Source organism: Luteolibacter rhizosphaerae (assembly GCF_025950095.1).
GTDB classification, from domain to species: Bacteria; Verrucomicrobiota; Verrucomicrobiia; order Verrucomicrobiales; family Akkermansiaceae; genus Haloferula; species Haloferula rhizosphaerae.
In genome coordinates, this window is sequence record NZ_JAPDDR010000010.1 from 197601 (window position 1) to 215762 (window position 18162).

At 64.3% G+C, this 18162-nt stretch carries 14 protein-coding genes; 8 read left to right on the plus strand and 6 right to left on the minus strand.

What is annotated here, in order from left to right; translation table 11 throughout:
- Positions 1 to 13: 13 nt before the first annotated feature.
- Positions 14 to 2230, plus strand: a complete 2217-nt coding sequence (locus OJ996_RS19265; protein ID WP_264515290.1) for a tetratricopeptide repeat protein — start codon at positions 14 to 16, stop codon at positions 2228 to 2230.
- An 86-nt stretch (positions 2231 to 2316) separates the two neighbouring features.
- Positions 2317 to 3072 carry a glucosamine-6-phosphate deaminase gene (nagB, locus tag OJ996_RS19270; RefSeq protein ID WP_264515291.1) on the plus strand — a complete coding sequence of 252 codons (756 nt, stop codon included), beginning with the start codon at positions 2317 to 2319 and terminating at the stop codon, positions 3070 to 3072.
- Between the two features lie 11 nt (positions 3073 to 3083).
- Here nagB and OJ996_RS19275 read toward each other — a convergent pair whose 3' ends face one another.
- The 6 genes from OJ996_RS19275 to proC form a co-directional block, all read right to left on the minus strand.
- The gene (locus OJ996_RS19275; protein ID WP_264515292.1) at positions 3084 to 3965 is read right to left on the minus strand and encodes a sugar phosphate isomerase/epimerase family protein; all 882 of its coding nucleotides are present in this window, start codon (positions 3963 to 3965) and stop codon (positions 3084 to 3086) included.
- A gap of 69 nt (positions 3966 to 4034) precedes the next feature.
- The gene (locus tag OJ996_RS19280) at positions 4035 to 5903 is read right to left on the minus strand and encodes a right-handed parallel beta-helix repeat-containing protein (RefSeq protein ID WP_264515293.1); all 1869 of its coding nucleotides are present in this window, start codon (positions 5901 to 5903) and stop codon (positions 4035 to 4037) included.
- A gap of 92 nt (positions 5904 to 5995) precedes the next feature.
- Complete coding sequence (rsmI, locus tag OJ996_RS19285; protein ID WP_264515295.1) at positions 5996 to 6715, minus strand: 16S rRNA (cytidine(1402)-2'-O)-methyltransferase; 720 nt, start codon at positions 6713 to 6715, stop codon at positions 5996 to 5998.
- 10 nt (positions 6716 to 6725) lie between these two features.
- On the minus strand, positions 6726 to 7235 hold the full coding sequence (gene lptE / locus OJ996_RS19290; RefSeq protein WP_264515296.1) for an LPS assembly lipoprotein LptE: 510 nt from the start codon (positions 7233 to 7235) through the stop codon (positions 6726 to 6728).
- A gap of 18 nt (positions 7236 to 7253) precedes the next feature.
- The gene (locus tag OJ996_RS19295; RefSeq protein WP_264515297.1) at positions 7254 to 8189 is read right to left on the minus strand and encodes a tetratricopeptide repeat protein; all 936 of its coding nucleotides are present in this window, start codon (positions 8187 to 8189) and stop codon (positions 7254 to 7256) included.
- Positions 8190 to 8246: 57 nt separating this feature from the next.
- Positions 8247 to 9035 (minus strand): pyrroline-5-carboxylate reductase, encoded by a 789-nt coding sequence (proC, locus tag OJ996_RS19300; RefSeq protein ID WP_264515298.1) that lies wholly within the window; start codon positions 9033 to 9035, stop codon positions 8247 to 8249.
- A 121-nt stretch (positions 9036 to 9156) separates the two neighbouring features.
- Between proC and OJ996_RS19305 the strand changes: the two genes are divergently transcribed.
- From OJ996_RS19305 to ilvB, 6 genes are all read left to right on the plus strand, one after another.
- Entirely contained in the window at positions 9157 to 10824 is a 1668-nt protein-coding gene (locus OJ996_RS19305; protein WP_264515299.1) for a tetratricopeptide repeat protein, read from the plus strand.
- Between the two features lie 31 nt (positions 10825 to 10855).
- Positions 10856 to 11785: a sugar phosphate isomerase/epimerase family protein gene (locus OJ996_RS19310; RefSeq protein ID WP_264515300.1), complete on the plus strand. Its 930-nt coding sequence runs from the start codon at positions 10856 to 10858 to the stop codon at positions 11783 to 11785.
- A gap of 74 nt (positions 11786 to 11859) precedes the next feature.
- Positions 11860 to 13137 carry a hypothetical protein gene (locus OJ996_RS19315; protein WP_264515301.1) on the plus strand — a complete coding sequence of 426 codons (1278 nt, stop codon included), beginning with the start codon at positions 11860 to 11862 and terminating at the stop codon, positions 13135 to 13137.
- A 70-nt stretch (positions 13138 to 13207) separates the two neighbouring features.
- On the plus strand, positions 13208 to 14368 hold the full coding sequence (locus tag OJ996_RS19320; RefSeq protein WP_264515302.1) for a PQQ-dependent sugar dehydrogenase: 1161 nt from the start codon (positions 13208 to 13210) through the stop codon (positions 14366 to 14368).
- Between the two features lie 114 nt (positions 14369 to 14482).
- Positions 14483 to 16249, plus strand: a complete 1767-nt coding sequence (locus tag OJ996_RS19325) for an alkaline phosphatase (RefSeq protein WP_264515303.1) — start codon at positions 14483 to 14485, stop codon at positions 16247 to 16249.
- A gap of 181 nt (positions 16250 to 16430) precedes the next feature.
- Positions 16431 to 18158 carry a biosynthetic-type acetolactate synthase large subunit gene (gene ilvB, locus OJ996_RS19330; protein WP_264515304.1) on the plus strand — a complete coding sequence of 576 codons (1728 nt, stop codon included), beginning with the start codon at positions 16431 to 16433 and terminating at the stop codon, positions 18156 to 18158.
- Positions 18159 to 18162: the final 4 nt, after the last annotated feature.

Here is an 18162-nt window from a genome sequence, read left to right on the forward strand (position 1 = left end):
GCTTGCGCCCCCTATGACCCGGAGCCCGATCCGCTTCACCGGCCGCGCGTGCCTGCTTGCTTGTGCCTGTGGCGTGGTCTTCGGGCCCGCCGACGCGCTGGCGCAAGAGCGGGAGATCCCGCTCGCACCGCTCCGCAAGACGGATGCTCCGGCGAATTTCGATCCGGCGGATGTCTATTTCCAAGGCTGGCTGCTGTCCCGCGATGCCGAGAAGCTGCAGGCGGAGAAGAAGTATTCCGAAGCTCTGGAAAAGCTCCAGCGCTCGCGCGAACTCTTCGATAGCGTGGCCACCTACTTCCCCATGTGGAGACGCGAGATGGTCGGCGGCCGCCGCGCCCAGACCCAGGAGACGATCGACAAGGTCGCCCCGCTCGCGATCAAGGAGGAGGACGAGAAGCGCCGCGACATGGCCATGCTGGAAGGCGGCGTGATCACCGGTGAGCCGCCCAAGCCGCTCAATGGCGGGATGCCCGCCGCGCCGGTTCCCCCGGCCCAGAAGGTGGAGACTTTCGAGACCAGCCGCATCGCCGAACTGGAGAAGCACGTGCAGGAGCTGCAGAAGCAACTCGCCCAGAAGCCGGACCCGGCCAAGGACTCGTCCAGCCGCGATGCCGACCGCGCCCGCGACATGGGCAAGCAGCGCGATATCGCCCAATCGCAGCTCAAGCAGGCGAACGACGAACTGAACCGCCTGCGGGCGAAGTTCGCCACGGCGCCGATGCAGGAGGAGATGCAGGCGCTGCACAACAAGATCCAATCGCTGGAGCGCGACCGCGCCGCCACGGCCCAAGCCCTCGGCCGCAGCCAGGACGAAACCCGCACGGCGAAGGAACAGGTGGCCGCACTCCAGGCCGAACGCGCGCGCCTACTGCAGCAGACCGCCGACTTGCAGCGCAATCTCGAAGCCGAGCGCAAGGTCCAGAACGACGTGATCGCCGGCCAGCAGAAGCAGCTGCGTGAATTTCAGGAGCAGCTCCGCACCGCGAACGACAAGCTCGCCGGGGCCAACCAGAAGATCGCCTCGCTGGAAAACCAGCTCGGCAAGGTGCGAGAGGACTTCCAGGCACTCCGCGCCGAGCGCGACAACCTGATGCGTGAGCGCGATCAGATGTCCGCCCTGCTCAAGCTGAACGAGGGCAGCCAGATCCAGACGCTGATCGACCAGAACATGGCGCTCGGCAAGCAGCTCCGCGAAGCCGGGGAGAAGCTTGATCGGGTCAACCAGGACAACAACGCCAACCAGGACGCGCTGATCGAAGCCACCCGCGACCTCGCGATCGCTAAGCAGAACATCAACGACCTGAAACGCGAGAAGATCTCCCAGGACAAGCGCATGCTCGACATGGAGGCCCGCCTCCGCGGCGAGGACCAGCAGCTTGCCGAAAGCGGTGGCGACCCCGCCGAGGTGGAGATGCTGCGCGGGATTATCCAGAAGCAGATCCGCATCCAGAAGGCGAACCGCGATCGCGCCGCCATGCTGATGGAAGTGGCCCGCGACAAGGCGCAGAAAGACGAGAAGCTGGATGAAGCCCTCAAGCAGCTCACCGAGGAGGAGCTAGTGCTCACGCCGGAAGAGATGAATCTGATCGGCGGCCGCAAGGTGGATGGTGAATTCATCTCGCCCGTGACCCGCCCGAAGAGCGAGGTGGATGCGAACGTCGCCCGCCTGGAGCAGCAGAACATGCCCTACACGGATGCCGCCCGCCGCGCTTTCATAAACCAGCGCTTCGAATCGAGCCGCGAGCTCTTCGAGATGGTGCTGGAGAGCAACCCGGGCGATACCGACACGCGCTGCAAGCTGGGTGTGGTGCAGCTCCGCCTGCAGGATCCGGCGCTGGCCGCCGATACCTTCCGCCGCGCGACCGAGCTCGATACTTCCAACCCCTACGCCCACCGCATGCTCGGCTACTCGCTGATGCAGACGGGCGATCTGGATGAAGCGCTCAAGGCCTATCAGGAAGGCGTGAAGCTCGCGCCGACCAACGCGGAAGGACGTTTGCTGCTCGGCAACCTGCTGATGAACGTGGGCAAGGACGCCGAGGCCGAGGAGGAACTGAAGTCAGCCGTCACCTACGACGATGCGATGTATTGGTCGCACCTGAACCTCGCCCACCTCTACGCGAAGCAGGGCAAGAAGAAGCAGGCGGCGGAGAGCTATCGCAATGCGATGGACCGCGGTGCCCCGCCGGATCTGGAGCTGGAGAAGTCGATCGGCCAAAACGGCCAGTGACACGATACCTCTTTTTCGTTAGTTTCCTGCGCTTTCTGCGTTTTATCTTTTGACGGACGGGCGTGCATTTGCCCGACTGTCGCCACATGACTGACTCTCTCCCGGTCCGGGTTTTCGCCGATCGCACCGAGGCCAGCCGCACGCTGGCGCTTGAAGTGGCGGCGCTAGTACGCGCCATCAACGACAGCGGCCGCAGCGCCGTGCTCGGCCTCGCAACCGGTCGCACTCCCCTGCCCTTCTACGCGGAACTCATCCGCCTGCATGAGCAGGGAGAGCTGTCCTTTGCCCAAGTCATCACCTTCAATCTCGACGAGTATCTCGGTCTGGCCGGCGAGCATCCGGAGAGCTATCGCGCCTTCATGAGCCGCGAGCTCTTCGATCACGTGGACATCCCGGCGGAGAACATCCACATCCCGGACGGCACGGTGTCCCCGGAGGATCTCTCAGCCCACTGCGCGGCCTACGAGGCGGCCATCCGGAACGCAGGCGGGATCGACTTCCAGTTGCTCGGCATCGGGCGCACGGGACACATCGGCTTCAACGAACCGGGATCGCCGCGGGACAGCCGCACCCGCAAGGTGGAGCTCGACCCCATCACCCGTCAGGACGCGGCACCGGCCTTCGGTGGCTTGGACCAAGTGCCGGAGCACGCCATCTCGATGGGCTGCGGCACCATCCTCGAAGCGCGCAAGATCGCCCTGCTCGCCTGGGGCAAGGCCAAGGCCACCATCGTCCGCGAAGCTCTCACCGGCCCCGTGACGGACCAAGTCAGCGCCTCCTTCCTGCAGGAGCACGCCGACGCGACCTTCTACCTCGACGCGGAAGCGGGCTCGGAGCTGTAGGCGGACCTCGCTTAGAGCTTCGCCAGATAATCGATGCTCTGCTTGATGCTCGCGAGCGCATCCGGCGACTGATCCTGCTCGACGTGGCAGTGCTTCACCCCTGCCTTGGAAGCCGCCTCAATGATCGGCTCCATCGGGATCATGCCGTTGCCGAGTTCCTTGAAGGCATCCGCCGGCAGGTTGCCGAACTCCGGCACCTTCGTGTCCTTCTTGAGATCCTTCAGGTGCAGCTGCGAGACCCGACCGGAGAGCTTGGTGATGAGCTCGGCAGGATCCTTCGCGGCCACCTTTACCCAGAACACGTCGATTTCGAACTGCATGTCCGCGGAGAACTCCTCGATGAAGACATCGTAGCCGGTCTTGCCGCCTTCCTTCGGCTCGAACTCGAAGGCGTGATTGTGATAGGAGAGCTGGATGCCTTCCTTCTTCGCAATCGCCGCGGCCTTGTTCGCGTTCGCCGCGATCTTCTTGTAGTCGGCCAGCGTCTTGCGGACGTTATCCTGCAGGTAAGGGATTACCAGATTGCCAATGCCGAGCTCCTTCGCACGGGCCACGATCTTCTTGAAGTCGCTCATCGCCTCGTCCTTCGGGTTGATCACGCTGTCCCACTCAAAGTGAGCGGAGTTGATCGCCAGCCCCGCGGCCTTCGCGCCATCGATCAGCGGCTGGCAATTCGGGAAGCCGTAGAGCTCCACCTGCTTGTAGCCGGCTTCCGCCACTTTCTTCAGCGTGCCCGCGGCATCCTTGGAAAGCGCGTCCCGCAGCGTGTAGAGCTGGATCCCGATATTCGCCCGGTAGGCATTGTCCTTCGCCAGTGCAGCCAGCAGGCTGGAGGACGGAGCGAGGGCGAGCGAGCTGGCGGCGGACGAAAGCAGGAAAGACCGGCGATTCATGCCAACATGCTCCACGCTGCCGCCTGCCAGCGCAAGCACGCCGCGTGACTTTGCGGAAAGCGGTGCCGGCTACTCCCTTACCAGCACATAAAAATGCCGCCCGCCCGCAGGAGGCTGGTCGGTGAAGCTCATCTCCTCCCCGGTCCCCAGCGCCGTGGTCCCCAGATCCTCCCAAGTCGTGGCCGGATCCCCCGCGAGATTGGCCGAGCGCCGCACCCGGAAGCTCAGCCCGATCTCCGAGCGGTAGCGCAGGGTCACTGCGGAAGCATCCGGCTGCACGGATAGCGCCGTGATCACCGGTGCCGCCAGCGCCCACTCGTGCGCTCCGATCTCATGCCCGCTCCCCTGCCTCAGCGCCCCGCCGAAAAAGTCCTGAGGCCCCGGCTCCAGAGTAAAGCGCGCCTTCACATCCAAGCCACGGTCGATCAAGGGCGAGTCCGCCCTCAAGCGCAGCGCCTTCAAGCGTTCCGCGGGTTCGTCATCCGCACTCGGCACCGATCCCGGCGTCCCTTGGAAGCGCGGGTTCTGGCTCAATCCCGTCGGGCTGCCGCTGAGCCTTTCCTGATTCTTCGCGCTCCGCCAGGAGGACAGCGAGCTGTAGTTGCTGCCATCATCCCGGATCACGAAGTTCGTCCCCCCGGACCAGTAGTTATTCCCCGCGAAGACGATGCTCCCATCGGTATCGCACTCCACCAGACGGGCACCTCCCGTGGTGTGGAAGATGTTGTTAGAGACGATGCAGTCATCCGGATCCGATCCGGTATCCAGCACCTTGATCGCGGGGATCGTGGTGGTGCCGGAAGCCGCGGCGAAGAAGACGGTATTCCCGAAGACTGCCAGGTCATCGACATTCCCGGCGACGCAGATGCCCGAGGCCGAGTAGGCCCCCGGATCCCGCCCGTCGTTTTCGGACACGTTGTAGCGGATGATGTTCCCGCTGTTCAGATTCGCGCCGGTCTTGCCATAGGCCAGGTATCCGGCACCGGCATTGTGATGGCTGTAGTTGTACTGCAGCACCGAATTGGAGGTCTGGATGTCGAGGTCGAAGCCCCCGCCGTCGCCATTCGAGGTGCTGTTAGAATGGGAGACATTATGCTGGATGACCACTCCCGTCGAGCTGTAGGCCCAGATCCCGACCGGACCTTCGTCATGCGGATTCAGCGCCCCGTTGTGATGCGCCGTGCAGCGCTCGATCAGCCCCCCGCTCACGCCGCCGAGGGCGATGCCGCTGCCCGTGTTCCCGCTGCTCTCCGGATCGCCGGTCTGATCGCTGGCAATGCAGTTCCTTACGACGACATCGACGAGCGCTTGGGTCGAACCCGGATAAGCGAAGGTCTCGATCCCGCAGTGCCGGTTGTGGTGAGCATTCACCCCTGAGATGAGCACATCGCGATAGCCGGTGTTTCCGTTGTAGCCACCCACCACCACTCCCCGGTCGCCGAAGCCGCTTACCTCCACTTCATCGATACGGATGTGCTGGAACTTCAGATCGCCCGGCAGGTCCGCATACACGGTGATCCCGCTGCCCGAATTCGTGGAAGTGCCCTCTGCCGTCACTCCCGAGCCCTGGACACTGAGGCGGCTGATCTCGATGCCGCCGCAGTTGTAGGCCACGATCGCACCTTGATCGCCCGCGTTGATCGTAGCCCGCCCGCTCCCGCTGCTGGTGATCACCACCGGCGCGATCAGATTCCCCTGCTCATCCGTGCCGGAGTCTTCCGGCCCTAGCACCAGCTTCCCGGAGAAGCTCATGCCCCCCGCCAGCAGGATCCGGTCGCCCGGCGCGAAGTCCGCCGCATTCAGCGCGGTGAACGCGGCCTGGGAACTCACCTCGTAGTCCAACCCCATCGCCGCATCGGCCCAAGCAAGGCACGGCAGCAGCGCGCAAAGAAGCCTGCGCGCTCGGTGAACCTCCGTGATCTCGGTTGTCGGCTGCATTCGTCCCCCCCGGAAAAAGCGCGGGGAACAAAGCACCCGAAGTGCCACAAGTCGATCAAATTAAAGAAGATATAACTAGGATACCTTAAACTCTAGTCCTCTTCCTCCCGCCGTTTCTTGGCTTCATCCCCCGTGATCAGGAAGACGATTTCTCCCTTCGGGGCGTGCTGCTTGAAATACGCGGCCAATTCCGCCGCCGTGCCGCGGTGGTAGGTTTCGAACTTCTTCGTCAGCTCCCGCGCCACGCAGCAGCGCGCTGCGGGGTGCTTCTCCGCGAGCAACTCCAAGGTACCGAGCATGCGGTGGGGCGACTCGAAGAAGATGCTCGTGCCCTCGATCTCCAGCGACTCTTCCATCACCGAGAGACGGCGGCCCTTCTTGATCGGCAGGAAGCCAAGAAAGCGGAAGGCATGAACGGGGAAGCCCGAGCCGACCAAAGCCGTGAGCACCGCCGATGGCCCGGGCAGCACCTCGAAGGGGATGCCCTGCTCGATGCAGGCCTGCACCACCCGGTAGCCCGGATCGGAGACCGCCGGCATGCCCGCATCCGTCACCACCGCGATGGTCTCGCCCGCCCGTGCCGCGTCTAACAACTCCGGCAGACGTCGTACTTCGTTGTGGTCGTGCAGCGAGACCAGCGGCTTGCCGGTGATTCCCAGCCGCGAGAGCAGCGGCGCGGAGTGGCGCGTGTCCTCGCAGGCGATGCGGCTCGCCTCTTTCAGCACCTCGATGGCGCGGAGCGTGATATCCCCCATGTTACCGATCGGGGTCGGCACCAGCACGAATCGGCCCGCGGCGCGGTCTTCAGACATTACGTTGCGCTCAGAAGCCGTTCGCGATCCGCGAGACAAGGCTGTCGCTGGCGCGTTGCAGCGCATCCGGCAGCGCGTTGTTGCGCGAGGTCTGGAGATTCGAATCCACGAAGAAACGGCTGCTACCGGTGGAGAGACCGGAAGCCAGCACCTTCTTCGAGTCGGTGACATCGACGAGCTTCCAGGTCAGCGTGACCGTATTCTGGAGTTCCTCCGGGCGGAGCGTGTCGAGCCGCGTGGAGCGGATCGCCATGTAGTCGATCGTGTGCACCGTGCCCTCGAGCACGGCATCCGCCTTGTCGCGGTTGGTGATGCGGTAGGTGCCGTCGAGCACGATCGCATCGGTGGTGGAGCTGGTCGCGAGCGCCTCCGCACGAGGGTGCAGGGTATCGTTGCGGAACATCGGCACGCAGATGTTCTTCACCTCGCGCAACGCGGTGGGCTTCGCGCCGCCGAGCTGGTAACCGGTGCAGGAAGTCGCAGCGAGCGCGGCGATGGGCAGAAGGTAGGCGAGTCGCATGGAGTGCTGCGGTGGGGATCAGTTGCCGAGGGCGGCGAGACGGGCCTTGGCCTTGTCATGGAGCGCGCCGGACTTCGCCTTGTTCACCACTTCCTCGTAGTAGAAGCGGGCCGATCCGTGGTCGCCCTTGCGCTCGTAGAACTCGGCGATCTCGTAGGAACGCTGGATGTCCTGGCCGCCGATGTTCGACATCAGCTTGCGGGCCTCACCCACGCGGTGGTGACCGGGATATTGGCGCACGTAGTCCTGCAGGGACTCGCGGGCACGGTCGAGGTTCGCTTGGTCCTGGTTGCCGCGGCGGGCTTCATCCAGCAGGATCTTGCCGATGCGGAACTGGCCTTCTGGCGCTTCCTTGCTGTCGGGATACTCGATCACCAGTTCGCGGTAGGCGGCGATCGCCTTGGCGGAGCCCGAGGAGTTGCCTTGGCTTTCCCACACTTCGCCGATGGTGAATTGGGCCTTGGCCGCGGTGGAGGAACGCGGGGCGTTCGAGCGCACCTTGCCCAGCATCTCGGCGATCTTCTCGTTCGAGATCGAGGCTTTCAGGCCTAGGAAGCTGGTCTTCACGTGACCATCCGCCGCGGACTGCGCCATCGCCGCCTGGCGGCTGAGCGCCTTCTCGTAGAGGTTGCTGTTGTTATAGCGGGAGATGAATTCCTGATAGGCGTCGAAGGCCTTGCGCACGTCGCCTTCCTGCTCCAGCAGCTCGCCCTGGCGGAAGCGGGCTTCCGGGGCGCGGGTGGAGACCGGCATCTCGTCGCCGATCGTGTCGTAGAGCTTGATCGCCTTGGAGCGCTTGCCGTCGCGCTCGGCGGACTGGGCTTGGCTGAACATCGCTTCAGCACGCTCGTTGTTAGGAGCGGAGCGGCCTACCAGCGGCGGGAGATCGGCATCATCTCCACAGGAAGCCAGAATCACCGCCATGGCGGGAAGAACGAGGCGAGGAAATCGCATGCGGGGAAAATAGGAAGGCCGGGAAGCCCGCGGAAAGTCAAATCCACGCGGCAGGCATCAGGCACCCCCGAGTTCGGCGGAACGGCGGGCTGCAACATGCACCGCCTCGATGAAGGCGGAGCGCATCCCATGGCGCTCCAATTCCGCCAATCCGGCGATGGTCGTGCCCCCGGGAGAGGCCACCATGTCCTTGAGCGCACCGGGGTGAATGCCCGTCTCCAGCACCATGGCCGCCGCCCCCAGAACCGTCTGGGCCGCCAGTTTCAGTGCCTCCGCCCGCGGCAGGCCGGCGCGCACCCCGCCGTCCGCCATTGCCTCGATCATGATGTAGACGAAGGCGGGACCACTGCCGGAGAGCCCGGTCACCGCGTCCATGAGGGATTCCGGCAGCTCGACCGCCAGCCCCACGGAGCCTAGCAGCAGGCGTGCGGCCTCTGCATCGGTCGAGTTCGCGGCCTTGCCCAGACAGAAAGCCGCCGCCCCCTTCCCGACCAAGGCCGGGGTATTCGGCATGCAGCGCACCACCCGCACCCCCGCGGGCACCCGTGCCTCGATCCAAGCGGTGGTGAGCCCCGCTGCCACCGAGATCAGGCGGCTTTCCTTCGCCGGCAGCCAGCCCAGCGCAGCCTCCGCATGCTGGGGCTTGGTGCAGAGCAAATAGGTGTCCGCCTCCATCGCGCCGATGGTATCGACAACATGGGCTCCGGTGGCGGCGGCGAAGGCCTTGGCCGCGTCCGGGTGGGGATCGCATCCCGTCACCTGCTCCGCTTGGAGAGCGCCCGAACGAATGGCTCCCTCCACCAGGGCGCTGCCCATCTTCCCGCAACCGATTACGCCGAGTTTCATGTCGCGGCAGGCTATCGCGCCCGCCCCGCCGCCTGAAATCCCAAATTCCGTCCCCGATACGAATCCCCCGCCCCGTGGGATTTGCCTTGAGGCGGCGGTGCGGAGCGACATCGTTCGGCGCATGAGATACTTCGTGGCGCTCCTCGCCTCCCTCGGCCTCGCGACAGCAGCGGAAGAATCCACGATTCCCGGCGTCGATGCCCTGATCTCCGCCCGCGTGAAAGCGCTGCCGGAGCCCGGCCCGGTGCCGATTCCGAAGGGCCTCACCATGGCGATCACCGCCACCGATGCGAAGGCGCAGAAGCACGTGCTGGATGGTATCTCGAATCTCCACGGCGGCTGGGACTTCGAGGCCTACCGCCATTTCGTAGCCGCTCTGAAGCTCGACTCCGAGTGCCTGATGGCCCACTGGGGCGTCGTGATCGCCCTGATCGACCCGGAACCGGAACTGGTCCCGATCCGCACCGCCGCCCTGAAGCGGATGGTCGAACTGGTCGAGCAGGAGGCTGGCACCGAGTTGGAGCGGAGTTATGCCTACGCCGTGGGGGTTTTCTTCAATAACGGCCCCGCCGCCTGCTCGGATGCCTTCCGCAAGGTTTCCGAGAAGTTCCCGAACGATCCCCAGCTCAAGCTGATGCAGGCCGCCTTCGGACGCGGCGGCTACGATGACACCGGCAGCCCGACCCCCGATCAGGAGCGCTCGGAGACGCTGCTGGATGAGATGCTCACGAAGGATCCGGACAACCCGCTCTTCCTGAATGCTTTCCTCACGATCCGGGCGGAAGCCCCGGACCTGCGCGGGGATCTGGCCCGGGCCCGTCGCCTCTGCGAGGTAGCTCCCGGCTATGCTCCTTTCCTCCATCTCCTCGGCCACTATGAGGTGCGCACCGGGAATATCGCCCAAGGGATCGAGGCCTTCCGCCAATCCGGCGAGGCCTACAGCCAGTGGATGAAGGCCTCCGGCGTGTCCCACAGCGACTGCCCCGGCTGGGTAAAGGCGGAGTGCTACCGCGCCGCCGCCTTGGCCTCGAAGGGCGACTACAATAGCGCCCTCGCCGTGGCCAAGACCGTAGCCGCCATTGAGGTGCCGCCATCGGAAGCCCGCCGCGAGGGAGCTCAGCTCCTGCTCTGGGAAGGCCGCACCCTGGCCACCCGGCTGCTCATGCGCCGCAACCTGCCCGGCGATACCGACAAGGCCATCGAGGCCCTGCCGAAGCCGGAGAAGCAGAAGGCCTACGAAAAGGAGAAGCGCACCCACTGCTCTTGGTTCTATCAAGGCCTCGCCTTCCTGCTCGAATCCCGCAAGCGCGTGGAGCAGAAGAACCTGCAGGAAGCTCAGGAGATCGCTTCCGCCCTCACGCTGCATGGCGAAAAGATGGCGGAGAACCGCGATGCCGCCGCCGCCGCGGGCGAGCGCTCGGCATGGATCCGCGCCTTCAAGGCACTGGAGATTTCCGCCAGCGAGCTGCGCGGCCTGATGGCCATGGCCGGTCCGAAGGATGGCATCGGCTCCGCCTTCAACTGGTATCGCGCCGCTCTGGATCGCCAGACCCCGGCTTCCATGATGATGCCGCCCACCGTCCTGCTCCCGATGGAAGCTCGCCTCGGCGAATACTATTTGGCCAAGGGCGATGCGAAGGCCGCCGTGGACATCCTGATCGAAGGTCAGGGCAAGCACACCAACGACATCGAGATCCTCACCCGCCTCCAGCAGGCCTACGTGAAGGCAGGCCACGCCGACCAAGCCAAGGGCATCGCCGAGGAAATCGAGAAGGTGAAGACCGAGTGAACCGGCCTCCCAACCTGGACACCTTCGCAACGTGCTAGCCTTCTCGACCTGTTGGAACAACTCCCGTCACCACGACGGCGAGGCGATGATCGACGAGATCGTAGCGATGGGTTTCCGGAATATCGAACTCTCCCACGGCATGACCGTGGCCAAGATCCCGGGGATCCGGAAGGCCTATGCCGCGGGCAAGTTCACCTGCTCCGGCGTGCACAACTACTTTCCCTCCCCGGTGGAGGTGATGATCGATGCGCCGGACGCTTACGAATACACCTCGCACCGGCCCTTCGATCGCCAGCGGGCGATGGAGATGACCCTCAAGACCCTCGAACTCGCCGCAGAGTTCAAGGCGCACTACGTGGTGCTGCACATGGGCTCGGTGCCGCTGAACACCCGCAAGTGGACCAAGCGGCTCACCGCCATCGTCGCCGAGCAAGGCCGCAACGGCCCGGAGTATGCCGCGGAGAAGATCGCCTTCGTGAAGAAGCGGGAGAAGATCGCCCCGCTCTACTATCAGCGTGCGATCGAGGCGCTCGAACAGATCGCGGAGAAGGCAGCTGAATATGGCGTGAAACTCGCGGTGGAGTCCCGCTCGCGCTACGAGGACATGCCGAACGAGCGCGAGATGGTGCGTCTGCAGGAGCACTTCGCGGACAATCCCTGGGTCGGCTACTGGCACGACTTCGGCCACGTGCAGCTCAAGCATAACCTCGGCCTGTTAGACCACCCCGAGTGGCTGCGGCGGATCTCCCCCTACATCATCGGCGGCCACCTCCACGATGTGCAGTGGCCGGAGCGGGATCATCGCACGCCCTTCACCGGCACTCTCGATTACAAGGAGCTGCTCCCCTTCTTCCCCGAAGGCTGCCCGATCATCTGGGAACTCAGCCCGACCCGCAAGACCGAGGAGATCCTGCAGGCTGCGACCGTCTGGGACCACAGCTTCCCGGAACGCCGGCGCTGACAGGCCATCCCAACTTTCGCCTATGAAGGGGCGATCGATTCAGTTATCTGATCCCGATTCCCGCATCAGGATCGATGTCGCGCCCCCATCGCCGCTGGAGAAGCCGCTTGGGCTTTCTGTGGAGAAAGCCGGGAGGCCTGTCGCTTTCGCTCTCCCTCGCCCTTCACCTGATCCTGCTGGTGATCGCCTATTTCTGGATCACGGGCGTGGCCATTCCCGGCCTTGGACCTACGGAGTTCCCCTTCCTGCCGAAGAGCGGCGGAGGTGGCACGCCGGACCTCAAACCCTCGGCGAAGAAAGTCCAGGGCAGGACACTCCATGAACTCGGCCGGGTGGCAGCGCGGGATACGGCCAGCCTTACGACCCTTCCGGAAAATTTCCCTGCCCTTCAAGCACCGCAACCGCTCGCCTTCAATTCAGGGAGTCTCAGCGGCGGACTCGGTGGTAGCGGTGCCGGAGGTGGAAAGGGCTCCGGCCAAGGCAAGGGCATAGGGTCTGGCTCCGGGATCGGTTCCAGCCTCGGGGGTGGCGGGATGAATCCCTTCGGCATGCTCGAAGCACCGGAAAGCGCCTTGGAGGGAACCTTCTTCGACATGAATAGCACCGCGACAGGTGCCTTCCGCGTGATGCATTACCCGGAGTTTCACAAGCTGGTGCACCGCTTCGTTTCCGGCGGCTGGGATCGCTCCCAGCTCAAACCCTACCTCCAGGCACCGCGGACGCTCTATCTGGAGAAGCTCTACCTCCCTGCCGGAAAAGCGCGCCGTGCTCCGGCGGCCTTCGGACAGGTGCCGGACGAGAAGCCCTGCTGGATCGTGCTCTACCGCGGCACGATCATCGCGCCGAAGTCCGGCAAGTTCCGCTTCGTGGGTGCTGGGGACGACGTGTTGGTAGTCCGCTTCAATGGCGCGAATGTCTTCGACCACGGCTACTTCCAAGGCACCAAGCCCTTCGCGCCTATCCGCCCACCGAGGTTTGGCCAGAAGCAGCCCGAGATCGCCTCCGATCCCCCTCCGCCGCCCGACCCTGTCACGCTCTATCAGTATGCAAGCACGGTGGATTGGAACGGCAACCTCGGCGGCATGGCGGCGGGCAGGGAGTTTGAGGTCGTGGCGGGACAGAAGTATCCCGTGGAGATCCTCATCGGGGAGAGCCAGGGAGGACTCTTCGCCGCCGCACTCCTGATCGAAGAAGTCGGAACGACCTATCGGAAGACGCCTCAAGGCTCGCCCGTCCTGCCCCTCTTCCGCACCGCACCGAGCGTCCCGACGAAGCTCCCGGGCGATAACGCACCGCCCTTCGATCCCGAGGGGCCGGTGTGGAAGACCACGGGCGAGCGGACCGGAATCTAAGTCACCGGCGCGGGAATGCGAAAGTTCTACCGCATTGCGTCCGGTATCCGCTTCGCTAGATTCCCACACCATGCGCCACACGCTCCTCGCCGCTGCCATTCTCTCCACGATTCTCCCCGCCACCGCCAAGCCGGGCACGGAGATCGTCGCCGAAGGATTCAACCGCCCGGTCTGGGTCGGTGCCCCTTCCCATGTGAAGGACCGCCTATGGGTGATCGAGCAGGACGGCCGGATCTGGGTGATCGATGCCAAGAGCGGCGAGAAGCAGAAAGAGCCTTTCCTCGACATCGCGGATCAGGTCCGCCGCCGTGGCAATGAGGAGGGCCTGCTCGGCTTGGCCTTCGCCCCGGATTTCGAGAAGTCCGGCCTCTTCTACGTGAACTTCGTGGACAAGCAGCAGAACACCCGCATCTCCCGCTTCAAGGCGGCGGGCCCGGACTACAACAAGGCCGACCGCGAGAGCCAGGAGATCCTGCTGTCCTTCAAGCAGGACTTCGACAACCACAACGGCGGCTGGATCGCCTTCGGCCCGGACAAGATGCTCTACGTGGGCAATGGCGACGGTGGCAGCGGGGATGACCCGAAGCAGCGCGCCCAAGCCATGGATACCTACCTCGGCAAGATCCTGCGCCTCGATGTCTCCCCGGCCTCCGGCTACGAGGTGCCGAAGGACAATCCCTTCGTCGGTAAGTCCGGCGTGAAGCCGGAGATCTGGGCGCTCGGGGTGCGGAATCCTTGGCGCTGTTCCTTCGATAGCAAGACCGGCGACTTCTGGATCGGCGATGTCGGACAGAACAAGTGGGAGGAGATCAACTACCTGCCCAAGGGCAAGGGCGCGGGCTCGAACTTCGGCTGGCGTCTGCGCGAAGCCGACAAGCCGAACCCTAACAAGGGCATCGCCGGGGACAAGCCGGAGAATAACGTGGAGCCGGTGTATGTCTACGAGCACGGCACCAAGGGCGACGAAGGCCTCTCCGTCACCGGCGGCTACGTCTACCGCGGCCCCGTGAAGGAACTCGAGGGCCGCTACATCTTCGGCGACTATAACAACCGCCGCGTCTGGTCCTTCATCCTCAAGGGCGGCAAGGCGACTTCCTTCAAGGACCACACCGACGAGTTCACCCCGGAGAAAGGCCGCATGGGGATGATCTCCTCCTTCGGCGAGGATTCCGCGGGGAACGTTTACATCGTCGATCACGGCGGCCCGATTCTCCGGATCGTGGACAAGTGATCCCGGTATAAGGCGCCAAGATTATCGTTGTCCCCTTGGTGGGTCGGCGCATGCTGGCGGAAGGCGGTGGAATCCTGAAAAGGGCTCCGCGCCTCCCGCCACCAAAACCCACCCATGCAACGGCCCCTCGCTTTTGCCTGCCTCCTCGCGACCGCGGCACCGCTCTTTGCCGCGCCGCGCGTCCACATCGCCCTACCCGAGCGCTGCCGTCTTCTCACCCGGCAGTTCTTCGACCTGCGGGTGGAGGCCACCGATCTTGCCGACACCGAGGCGACACTCATACTTCGCGACGAGAAGGGCCGCGACATCACCGCTGCCTTCGGTCCGCCGGATGAAGTCAGCAGCGACAACGATCATCTGCCCGCCAGCCTCGACCGTGCCTGGACCTTCCGCGCGAAGAGCTTCGCCACCGAAGGAATCAAGACCGTGATGGCCGAAGTTAGCGATTCCACCGGCACCAGCCGGGACTCGCGCCGGATCGGGGTGCAGCGCTTCAAAGCCCGTCCGCCGGGTAAGAAGAACCTGATCCTCTTCATCGGCGATGCGATGGGCGAATCCTATCGCGATGCCGGACGCCTCGTGGCGGGCAGCACCGGCGGCGGCATGCGCGGCGGCTTCTTCGATGAACTGCTGCAGATGGACCGCATGCCCTACACCGGCACGGTGCTCACCCACGCGCACAATGCGGTGGTGCCGGATTCCGCGAACACGGCCAGCGCCTGGGCATCCGGCAACAAGACCACCAACGGCGCCCTCAACGTCTTCCCCGACAACAACGACTGGCGCAGCACCGAGGCCGCCTTCCTCGACAACCCGCGCTTCGAGACACTCTGGAGCTATCTCAAGCGTCTCCATGGCTACCGCACCGGGATTGTCACCACGACCGAGGTGACCGATGCCACTCCGGCAGCGGAAGGCGCCTACGTGGGCTACCGCACCCTGCACAAGGTGATCGCCAGACAATTCGTGGACGGAACTTTCATGCCGGGCCCGGCCTTCGACGTGATCCTCGGCGGCGGCAAGGACCACTTCGACATGCGGACCATCGAGACGAGCGGCGACACCCGGAACCTGATCGACGAACTCGTGACCCGGGGCTACACGCAGGTGAAGGACCGCGGCGAACTGAACGCCTTGAACGAGCCCCCGGAGCTCTTGCTGGGCCTCTTCAGTTCCTCCGCCATGACCGTGGCCTACGACAAGCTCGGCTACACGCGCCCTCCCGGCGAGTTCTCCACCTTCCATCCGGCCTTCCCGAACCAGCCCTTTCTGGAAGAGATGACTGCCAAGGCGATCGCCACGCTCTCCAAGGACGAGCGGCCTTTCATCCTGATGGTGGAGGGCGGCATGATCGACAAGCAGTCCCACGGCAACCACGCCGCCGGCACCATCTGGGACGTGATCGAATTGGATCGCGCCATTGGCGTGGGCCGCAGCTACGCCCGGGAGGAAAAGAAACGGAAGACCCTGCTCATCGCCACGGCGGATCACAACCAGACCATGCAAGTCTTGGGCATGGTCGACACCACCGTGCCCGAGGCCTTGGAGAACCTGCGCTCCGGGTCGGGTTTCACCGGCTTGGTCACCGGCGCTGTCTGGGGATTCCCGGACTACCCAGCCGATCCCGCGAGCGGCTACCCCCGCAACGACAACCGCTACCGCCTCTCGCTGGGATTCCGCACCCACGACCATACCGGCACACCCGTTCCGCTCTCCGCAGAAGGCCCGGGTGCGAGCCTCTTCACCGGGACCTGGGACCAAACCGACCTCTTCTTCAAGATGGCCCGGGTTCTGGACAGCGACACGACCAAGCTGGACCGCTTGGAACGCGAGAAGGCACGGCTGAAGATCGTGGACCAAAACTACGCCGAGACACCTTGAGCAATTGATAGCTCGGTTTTCAGAGAGACCGGGGAGCCACCATGCCGATTTTACCTTAAGAATGGCAATTTTCGGTCAAACGCTCGGCAGGGATTTGCAAATTTGACGAAAAACTTCACATTTTCGCATTGCTCAAGAGACACAACCACCCCATCTTCCCTCCCCCAACCCCGATTTTGCCATGAGCAAAGAGAAACTCGACGGCGCACAAGCCCTGATCAAAACGCTCGATGACCTCGGTATCGAGTACATTTTCGGCTACTCCGGCGGAGCGGCGATTCCCATCTTCGACGCGCTTGAGACGGTCAAGACGAAGATGAAGTTCATCCTCGTCCGCCATGAGCAAGGCGCTGTCCACATGGCCGATGGCTATGCCCGCGCCACCGGCAAGCCCGCCGCGGTGCTCGTGACCTCCGGCCCGGGCGCCGGCAACACGGTGACCGGCCTGATGACCGCGATGATGGACTCCGTGCCCATGATCGTGCTCTCCGGCCAGACCGTCACTTGGATGCTCGGCAAGGACGCCTTCCAGGAGGCTGACATCTTCGGCATCACGATGCCGGTGGTGAAGCACAACTATCTGGTGAAGGACACCAACTCCCTGCCCCGCATCGCCCGCGAGGCCTACCACATCGCCACCACCGGCCGCCCCGGCCCGGTGCTGATCGATATCCCGAAGGACGTGTCCTCCGGTGCCTTCACCGGCCCGATGAACCCGCCTTTCAACCTGCCCGGCTACGATCCGAGCGGTGCCTTCAAGATCGACCGCGACAAGGTGAAGGAAGCCGCCGCGCTGATCGCCAAGGCCAAGCGCCCGGTGATCCTCGCCGGTCAGGGCGCCATGATCGCCCGCGCCGACAAGGAGCTTCGCCACTTCGCAGAAACGCTCGGTGCCCCGGTGACCTCTACCCTGCTCGGCAAGGGCGTGTTCCCGGAGACCCACCCGCTCTCGCTCGGGATGCTGGGCATGCACGGCACCGCCTACGCGAACAAGGCGATGATCGAGTGCGACCTGCTGATCAACATCGGCTCCCGCTTCGACGACCGCATCATCGGCAATCCCGCTAAGTTCTGTAAGGACGCGAAGATCATCCACATCGACATCGATCCGGCCGAGGCAAACAAGATGATCCAGCCCGACGTGATGATCGTCGGCGACGCGAAAGCGGCTCTGGCAGAGATCAACGAGAAGGTCGGCAAGCTCGAAACCTCCGAGTGGCTGGCCAAGCTGGACGGCTACAAGAAGAAATACCCGCTGAACTACAAGAAGCAGGGCGGCCTGCGCATGCAGCAGGTGATCGACGAGCTCTATGAGCTGACCGAAGGTAAGGCGATCGTCTCCACCGACGTGGGCCAGCACCAGATGTGGGCCGCGCAGTTCTACAAGAACAGCGAGAGCTTCCACTGGCTGTCCTCCGGCGGCGCCGGCACCATGGGCTTCGGCTTCCCGGCCGCCATCGGCGCGCAGCTTGCCCACCCGAAGAAGACCGTCATCTCCATCTCCGGCGACGGCGGCTTCCAGATGACCCTGTTCGAACTCTCCACCGCAGCCATCCACAAGCTGCCGATCAAGATCGTGGTGCTGAACAACCACTACCTCGGCATGGTGCGCCAGTGGCAGGAGCTCTTCTTCGAAAACCGCGAGAGCGGTGTGGACCTCGTGGGCAACCCCGACTTCTGCAAGCTCGCCGCGGCCTACGGCATCCCGAGCGTCTTCATCAAGCGCCCGGCGGACGTGACCAAGCAGCTTGAGAAAGCGTTGGCCTACAACGACGGCCCGATCCTCATCCACGCCGAGTGCGTGAAGACCGACAACGTGTTCCCGATGATCCCGGCCGGTGCCGCTCTCGAGGACATGATCACCGAGCCACCGAAGACCAAGATGGAGAAGCCCGTGGGCTCCACGTGATATG

Excerpts from the sequence above, each read along its gene's own strand:
- OJ996_RS19265 (WP_264515290.1), top strand. The coding sequence starts at position 14 with ATGACCCGGAGCCCGATCCGCTTCACCGGCCGCGCGTGCCTGCTTGCT.
- nagB (WP_264515291.1), top strand. The coding sequence starts at position 2,317 with ATGACTGACTCTCTCCCGGTCCGGGTTTTCGCCGATCGCACCGAGGCC.
- OJ996_RS19275 (WP_264515292.1), bottom strand. The coding sequence starts at position 3,965 with ATGAATCGCCGGTCTTTCCTGCTTTCGTCCGCCGCCAGCTCGCTCGCC.
- OJ996_RS19280 (WP_264515293.1), bottom strand. The coding sequence starts at position 5,903 with ATGCAGCCGACAACCGAGATCACGGAGGTTCACCGAGCGCGCAGGCTT.
- rsmI (WP_264515295.1), bottom strand. The coding sequence starts at position 6,715 with ATGTCTGAAGACCGCGCCGCGGGCCGATTCGTGCTGGTGCCGACCCCG.
- lptE (WP_264515296.1), bottom strand. The coding sequence starts at position 7,235 with ATGCGACTCGCCTACCTTCTGCCCATCGCCGCGCTCGCTGCGACTTCC.
- OJ996_RS19295 (WP_264515297.1), bottom strand. The coding sequence starts at position 8,189 with ATGCGATTTCCTCGCCTCGTTCTTCCCGCCATGGCGGTGATTCTGGCT.
- proC (WP_264515298.1), bottom strand. The coding sequence starts at position 9,035 with ATGAAACTCGGCGTAATCGGTTGCGGGAAGATGGGCAGCGCCCTGGTG.
- OJ996_RS19305 (WP_264515299.1), top strand. The coding sequence starts at position 9,157 with ATGAGATACTTCGTGGCGCTCCTCGCCTCCCTCGGCCTCGCGACAGCA.
- OJ996_RS19315 (WP_264515301.1), top strand. The coding sequence starts at position 11,860 with ATGTCGCGCCCCCATCGCCGCTGGAGAAGCCGCTTGGGCTTTCTGTGG.
- OJ996_RS19320 (WP_264515302.1), top strand. The coding sequence starts at position 13,208 with ATGCGCCACACGCTCCTCGCCGCTGCCATTCTCTCCACGATTCTCCCC.
- OJ996_RS19325 (WP_264515303.1), top strand. The coding sequence starts at position 14,483 with ATGCAACGGCCCCTCGCTTTTGCCTGCCTCCTCGCGACCGCGGCACCG.
- ilvB (WP_264515304.1), top strand. The coding sequence starts at position 16,431 with ATGAGCAAAGAGAAACTCGACGGCGCACAAGCCCTGATCAAAACGCTC.